Here is a 6981-nt window from a genome sequence, read left to right as displayed (position 1 = left end):
CTCACCATCTCAAGTCATTAGAAATCAAACATAACTTTATTACAGATTAAATCTAACGAATATACACATGTTTTGTAAGTTACATTCTCTAAGTAGCATGATAAAGGGGCAAAAATTAATGATCGCGTCACTCGCTTTATATGCAGAATAATTCAGAATGTATCTTATAAAAGTCCTTTAGTACTTACATCTAAGTTTCAATATGGTACTAGCAGGATATATTTGGTACGCTATAGAATATAATGATTTCACTATGTATAAATGAGAGAATAAAGCTGCGAGGATAAATATCGAGTGTGGGATAGAAAAAGTAAATATAATTTTTTATAAACGAATATTATTATATAGTAAATGTAAGATACTATAATATAGCAATAAATCCTGTGATTTTGTTTGTTTTTGAAGTTTTACGTCAGTTTGCACACAGTAAAAAACAAAAAAACAGTTAAATCAAAAACGCATTGTCGATGAAAATTATTTTTCATAATTTTGTGATATTCATCTAGTAAAATGAATAATAAGCTTTCTTAACGTTATGGTTTTGTTATGTTTGGTACTTGAATATAATAAATCCATATTTTGCTACTTTAAAAATTTAGTATTTTACTAATTGTAACAGACTAGCTGGTTTTTTAATGTACTGATATTTTGTCAAATTAGAGAATTTTAGAGATAAAATTGACTGTTTTTACTATTTTTTACATAAAAGTATCATGAATACAGGTTTTATCATTTCAGACCATGTTAAATTGTATCAATAACATTAATATTGTTACAGTGTTAAATAATTCTATTTATTTCCTTTATTTTTAGGTTATACATCGGTCATGCGGGTCTTTTTTAGATGAATATTCCGAGGGCGGAGGGGTGTCTTTTGGATTACTATCAAATGAAATTACACATATTTGGTGTAACTGAGTGATTTTAAAGTGTTATTTTGCTTTTAAATGCATAATGTATAGCATGAAATACTTTGTTACATAGTTGCAATGTCAATTTAGGACTAGTTGAAACTAATTATAAGGGTAGTATATCATTCTTTCCGATATATGCTGAATCGTCTATAGCATTATCACTGTTATACACATAAATATAAAAAATAAAATATGCAGGTAATTATCTGTTAATTTTTATTTCCTTAATAATAAATTGAAGCGAGAATGTTTATGAACACGAAATATCCTGTCGCTTGTGCAGTTGGACAAAAAATAAAAGCCCTTAGAAGAGCTCAAGGCTTTACTGTTTTTCAGTTAGCTAAAGAGATAGATATAAGTGAACAGCAGCTATTTCGTTACGAGCGTGGTGTTAATCGTATTGATATAGACTGTCTTGTTCGAGTGCTAAAAGTTTTAGACGTTAACATGGGTGAGTTTTTTAGTGAAGTCCTACAAGAGGATACTCAAGTAGATGAGGACACAGCTAATAAAGGGTTTGAAAGTTCTGCATACACCCTTATATAGCCGAATAAACCATATTGTCCCAGAATGAAACATAATTAGCTCTCATTCTTACCTGTTTAAATTAGGAACGTAAATTAAATACATTTGCTGTTTATAGTTTAAATAAGACAATATCTATTATTATCCTAGGTTTCATAAAAGAACAAATAAAAGCCCGAAAGGGCTTTTATTTTTGTATCTTTGAACTAATTATTACTTAACATTAGAGTCATTATCTCTAGCACATTTATGTGTAATTAACCTTCCTGCGCTTTAATAGGTTCTAATATTACGGTTATGATGCGTGTGCCTATCATTTCTCCAATTTTTAATTGCAGTTGTTCTAATTTCATGACGGTATCTTGTAAAGGTTCCGATATAGAAGCATAAATAAATTGGTTAAGGGTTCTTTCATCACCATTATCAATTTGGATACCATAAGATGAGTGGATCTCATTTAACCGAGTCGTTCCTTTTAAACTTAACCCGGTATCGGGTAGTTCAATAGGCGTGTTTTCAGAGATGTTTTTTTCTGAAAATAGATGTTCAAGAAAAATACGATTTTCAGGTTTAAGAACAACAAATAAATGATCATCAGCATGAAGCGTAGTTGACCCCCTTGGCGGTAAAACACTTTTTTCTCGCGTGATCATAGCAATGACAGTTTGGTCAGGTAATGCAAGTTGTGATAATCGACGACCTACTACAGCGCAATCCTCACCTAATGTATATTCCACTAAATCTGCATCTATTTGGTCTACCGCGGTAATATCTAACGTTGCTGCAGGGATCAATGGCGGTGGCTGCATTAAATTTAATTTACGTGCAACATAAGGTAAGGTTGAACCTTGTAATGTTGCTGAAATTAATACCACAAAGAAAACCACGTCAAAAATCAGATGGGCATTAGGTAAACCATAGATAAATGGGAAAATGGCGAGAATAATAGGGACAGAGCCACGTAATCCTACCCAAGAAATTAATGTAATTTCAGGTTTAGGGAAACCAAATAATTTTAGAACCGGTATTACAGCTAATGGCCTTGCGATAAACGTTAAGACAAGAGCAATAATTAAACCCTCAAGCCAGACTTCAATTAGAGAACTTGGGTTGACAAGTAGCCCTAACATAACAAACATGATAATTTGGCTTAGCCATGCTAATCCATCATGAAACAAAAATGTATTGCGTTGAAAAACAAACCGATGGTTACCAATCACCACACCAGTAACAAAAATAGATAAGAAGCCACTACCTTCTAAATTACTCGCGAGTCCAAAAGAAAGCAACCCACAAGCAGCGACAAGCACAGGATACAACCCAGTTGCGATTAGTTTAATCTTATTGATAATTTTGACTGAAACCCAGCCAACACTTAAGCCAACAACTGTACCTATCCCCATTTGACTAAAAAATAACAGAATTAATTCACTACCTGAAGCTTGTGGATTCATTAAGAGTTGTAATAAGCCAACAGTTAAGAATATGGCTGTCGGGTCATTGGTTGCGCTTTCTATTTCTAACGTCGATTGCAGGCGTTCATTTAAATAGATCCCCGCGTTGCGCAGTAAGGAAAAGACGGCGGCAGCATCGGTAGAACCGACGATAGCGCCTAGTAATAGCCCTTCCAGAAGAGGGACGTCGAGGATATAAGCAGCCGCGAGACCAGTCACCCCAGCGGTTACAAGAACGCCTAGCGTTGCTAGTGTAAAAGACGGTTTCCAAACTAGACGAATAGATTTTACTGATGTTTGTAGACCCCCATCAAATAAAATTAAAGCAAGCGCGAGAGAGCCAACGGCATACGAAACATTAACGTTATCAAACGTAATCTTACCTATCCCATCTTCACCCGCTAGCATGCCAACAAATAAAAACATGACAAGCATGGGTAAACCGAGCCTAGCGGACAGTTTGCTAGAGAAAATTCCCAAAAGAATGAGTATAGAAATCAATAAAATGAGCTGTTCAATAGTTGGCATAATCAGTTTAATCTGTAAGTGAATAAAACGCTGACGATGCATCGTAAAGCGCGCGTAGAAAGCAAAAACAACAAAATAGCAAGACGACTAAATATACATTGAGAATAGATTATTTTAGCGAAAAGCGGATAACATCCATTAAAATATATATCTACATGATTATAATATAAATAAATTTAAATAATTTGATTATTTATCGCATTTCTCACTATAAAAAAGCGTTAAAACACGTAAAAAATTGATAGATATGAATAAGTAAGCACTAGAGTGAGTTTTATTGTTAATTTTTTCTATTAACGATAATTATGGTGTTGGGGCTCGCCACAAGTCTTAAGGGGGATAATCGACACTTATAAAGTAAGGTAAAAGAGAGAAGGCCGAATATATTTTCGACCTTTTCCACGAAACTAATGACTAATGGAAGCGCGCTTTTTTCGCTAAATAGTCACCAATAAATTGCATGCCTTGTACGATAATTACTAATGTAACAACGGTGATAGCCATTGCAACATTATCAAAACGCTGGTAGCCGTAGTTTAGTGCTAAGTCACCGACACCTCCACCACCAACGGCTCCTGCCATTGCGGTTGCACCAACTAAAGTAATGCTGGCAGCGGTTAAACTTAGAATTAATGATGATTTCGCTTCAGGTAAAATAAAGTGCCAAACAATTTGCCAATTTGTTGCTCCCATAGAATCAGCCGCTTCAATAATACCTGAATGTACACTGAGTAATGAGTTTTCAACTAAACGTGCAGTATAGGGGGCAATAAAAATCACTAATGGCACAATTGCTGCAGTTGTTCCTATTGAGGTTCCTACCATAAAGCGTGTAAGGGGGATCATCGCAACTAATAAGATGATAAAAGGCAATGAACGAATAATATTAATTATCGGGTTCACAATGCGATAAATACATTTATTTTCCCAAATACCCTCTGGCCTCGTTACAACAAGTACGATACCTAATAGGATCCCAAATATAGAACCTAATACGAGCGCAATGCTGACCATCGTAAAGGTTTCTGACATCGCTAATAAAAACTGTTTCGCCGTTAAAGCGGTTTCGAATAATTGTGTCATAGTGCCCCCGGATTGACTGCAACTCCGCGTTGGCGAAGAAAAGAGACGGCTTCATCAATTTTTTCTTTATCACCAATAAATTGGACAAACATACTGCCCAGCACGACACCACTGATCTCTTTCATATTGGCAAATAAGATATTTATTTTGACAATTTCTTTGAGTATTAACTCATTAACGACAGGTTGTTGTGCGGAAGCCCCTAAAAATTCAAGACGATAAACATCTTGTTGATGTTCTAAGTTATGCAGAACGCGTTCTGGAATTTCTTCGTTTAATACGGTTCCTACAAATTTCTTGGTTGTGTCATGGCGTGGGTTGGCAAAAATATCAAGTACAGTTCCTTCTTCGACAATTTTGCCAGACCCCATAACAGCAACACGGTTACAAATTTGCTCAATAACTTCCATTTCGTGAGTAACTAGCAAAATAGTAATATGCTGCTCTTGGTTGATCTTTTTTAGTAATTGCAAAATTGAGCGCGTTGTTTGCGGGTCGAGTGCTGAAGTGGCCTCATCACATAATAAAATTTGTGGGTTGTTGATCAAGGCACGCGCAATACCCACACGCTGCTTTTGCCCACCAGATAACTGCCCTGGGTATTGGTTTTTTTTATCACTAAGCTCGACATATTCAAGAATGCTATCAACTCGCTGATTGATTTCTTGTTTATTGACACCTGAGAGTAATAAGGGCATCGCAATATTTTGAGCAACAGTTTTCGTTTCTAGCAAATTGAAATGCTGAAAAATCATACCGATGCTTTTTTTATGTGAGCGCGTTTCTGCTGGGGTATGCTCAGCAATATTTTGGCCATTGATAATAACGGCACCACTGGTTGGCTTTTCTAATTGATTAACCAAACGGATCAGTGAGCTTTTACCAGCCCCGCTATAACCAATAAACCCAAAGATATCACCTTTATTGATATGCAAATTAATGTCTTGCAATGCAACTAAAGACTGCCCATCTTTTTCATAAACTTTTTGAATGTTTTGAAAGGTAATCATAATCTACTCTACACTATCAGCTAATTGCACACGTTCTGAAGGCGGTACAGCGGGTTGCCACTCATCCCCCAATAATTCAGCTTCTTGGCTAGTTTTAACTTGCTCAAGGTGTTGCTCTTGGTAGCTTAGGTACAATTGAGCTGCAATATGGTCAGCCAATCGTTCTGCCCCAATATTCGTTCCAGGGATTAACCCTATGACCGGGCCCATACTGAGCGATGCACTTAAGTTAAAACAATATAACTGATTGATTTTTAATGTATCTGACTTGTTTTTAGCTTGAAATTCAAAATGATTACCTAAATAAGGGTGTGAAGCTAACTCTGCATTTTCTTCATGAATGGATGGCGTGTATGCATCCCCCCATGTTTTAACTAGCGGAGATAATTGATGAAAAGCGCTGTGTTTGGCCCAATTAATCCGATAGCCAGTTGCTAAGATTAAATAATCTAATACGAATTTGTCTGTTGTTGTTGTGACATGCAATTTTTTATTTTTCAATTCAATAAATTTAACTTGGGTATTGAAATTGAAATAAGCATTTTTATGGCGAGAAACTCTCAACGTGCTGCCATGAGGAGCTGGCGTTTTGGCTTTGGCAACATAATCAGTGTAATGCCACTTCTGAGCATCTGTAAAATAGGTATACGCATTGGTAAATCCTGCACTTCCAGCAACTTTTCCTCGATTTACTCGGGGCATGTCGCTAGCGCGGATCAAAATCTCAACTGAATTAGCACCATTTTCTAATGCCGTTGCTGAACTATCCATCGCACCGGCACTATAACCAACAACACCAATGTCTAAGCCTTTAAAACGACGATAGTCAGTACCTGCATATGAATGTTCCCAATAGGTCGTTGGGATATCATTCATAAAACTAGGGATATTAGCTTCACTAAAAGACTCCATACCCGTCGATAAAATAACATGTTGCGCTTGATACCTGACGGTACCGTTAGGAGTGTCAAAAATTAATTCACGGTAGCTATCGTTTAATTGCACATCGACTAATTGGTATTGATTAAGTACATAGGGTTCTGTCATGGTTTTATACCATTGCAGATATTCTCCCCACTGCAAACGTGGAATTTTATCGAGTTCATCCCATTTTTGAATGCCAAACTGGGCTTTAAACCAAGCTTGAAAAGTTAAAGAGGGGGATGCAAGCGCAGGGCCAACCACATGTTTTGGGGAACGCAATGTTTCCATTAATGCAGGGCTTTGCCATGGGCCTTCTTTGCCAGCAGGGGCTTGGTCGAAAACAATTGCATTGATACCTCGTAATTTCAGAGCGAATGCGGCTGTAATTCCTGACATACCCGCACCAATGATAGCGACATCAATAATTTGGTTTTCAGGGTTATTTTTTGATAATGACCAAGACGTTATTGGTAAATTTAAATACTGCAAATCTTGTTTTATTTGCGCTTCTAATGCCTCTAAACCCATAATCAGTTCCATTGA

The 6981-nt window shown here is 36.4% G+C and carries 5 protein-coding genes; 1 reads left to right on the top strand and 4 read right to left on the bottom strand.

All coding sequences use genetic code 11. From position 1 onward, the window contains the following. Nucleotides 1-1166: 1166 nt before the first annotated feature. Nucleotides 1167-1460 (top strand): helix-turn-helix domain-containing protein, encoded by a 294-nt coding sequence (locus tag PR800_RS16030; protein ID WP_102137798.1) that lies wholly within the window; start codon nt 1167-1169, stop codon nt 1458-1460. Between the two features lie 236 nt (nt 1461-1696). On the opposite strand, the gene PR800_RS16025 is transcribed toward PR800_RS16030, so the two are convergent. From PR800_RS16025 to PR800_RS16010, 4 genes are all read right to left on the bottom strand, one after another. After that, complete coding sequence (locus tag PR800_RS16025; protein WP_229597465.1) at nt 1697-3463, bottom strand: potassium/proton antiporter; 1767 nt, start codon at nt 3461-3463, stop codon at nt 1697-1699. Between the two features lie 372 nt (nt 3464-3835). Continuing rightward, entirely contained in the window at nt 3836-4504 is a 669-nt protein-coding gene (locus tag PR800_RS16020) for a methionine ABC transporter permease (RefSeq protein ID WP_102137580.1), read from the bottom strand. Further along, nucleotides 4501-5514: a methionine ABC transporter ATP-binding protein gene (locus PR800_RS16015; protein WP_272531134.1), complete on the bottom strand. Its 1014-nt coding sequence runs from the start codon at nt 5512-5514 to the stop codon at nt 4501-4503. Before PR800_RS16015 ends, PR800_RS16020 begins: the two co-directional genes overlap by 4 nt. A gap of 3 nt (nt 5515-5517) precedes the next feature. After that, the gene (locus tag PR800_RS16010; protein WP_272531133.1) at nt 5518-6978 is read right to left on the bottom strand and encodes an FAD/NAD(P)-binding protein; all 1461 of its coding nucleotides are present in this window, start codon (nt 6976-6978) and stop codon (nt 5518-5520) included. Nucleotides 6979-6981 lie beyond the last annotated feature (3 nt).

The organism is Providencia sp. PROV205 (assembly GCF_028479505.1).
Taxonomy (GTDB): domain Bacteria; phylum Pseudomonadota; class Gammaproteobacteria; order Enterobacterales; family Enterobacteriaceae; genus Providencia; species Providencia huaxiensis.
This window is presented reverse-complemented; position numbering and strand designations above follow the sequence as displayed.

Bases quoted from the DNA above. Each gene is read 5' to 3' on its own strand.
- PR800_RS16030 (WP_102137798.1), top strand. From the start codon at position 1,167: ATGAACACGAAATATCCTGTCGCTTGTGCAGTTGGACAAAAAATAAAA.
- PR800_RS16025 (WP_229597465.1), bottom strand. From the start codon at position 3,463: ATGCATCGTCAGCGTTTTATTCACTTACAGATTAAACTGATTATGCCA.
- PR800_RS16020 (WP_102137580.1), bottom strand. From the start codon at position 4,504: ATGACACAATTATTCGAAACCGCTTTAACGGCGAAACAGTTTTTATTA.
- PR800_RS16015 (WP_272531134.1), bottom strand. From the start codon at position 5,514: ATGATTACCTTTCAAAACATTCAAAAAGTTTATGAAAAAGATGGGCAG.
- PR800_RS16010 (WP_272531133.1), bottom strand. From the start codon at position 6,978: ATGGAACTGATTATGGGTTTAGAGGCATTAGAAGCGCAAATAAAACAA.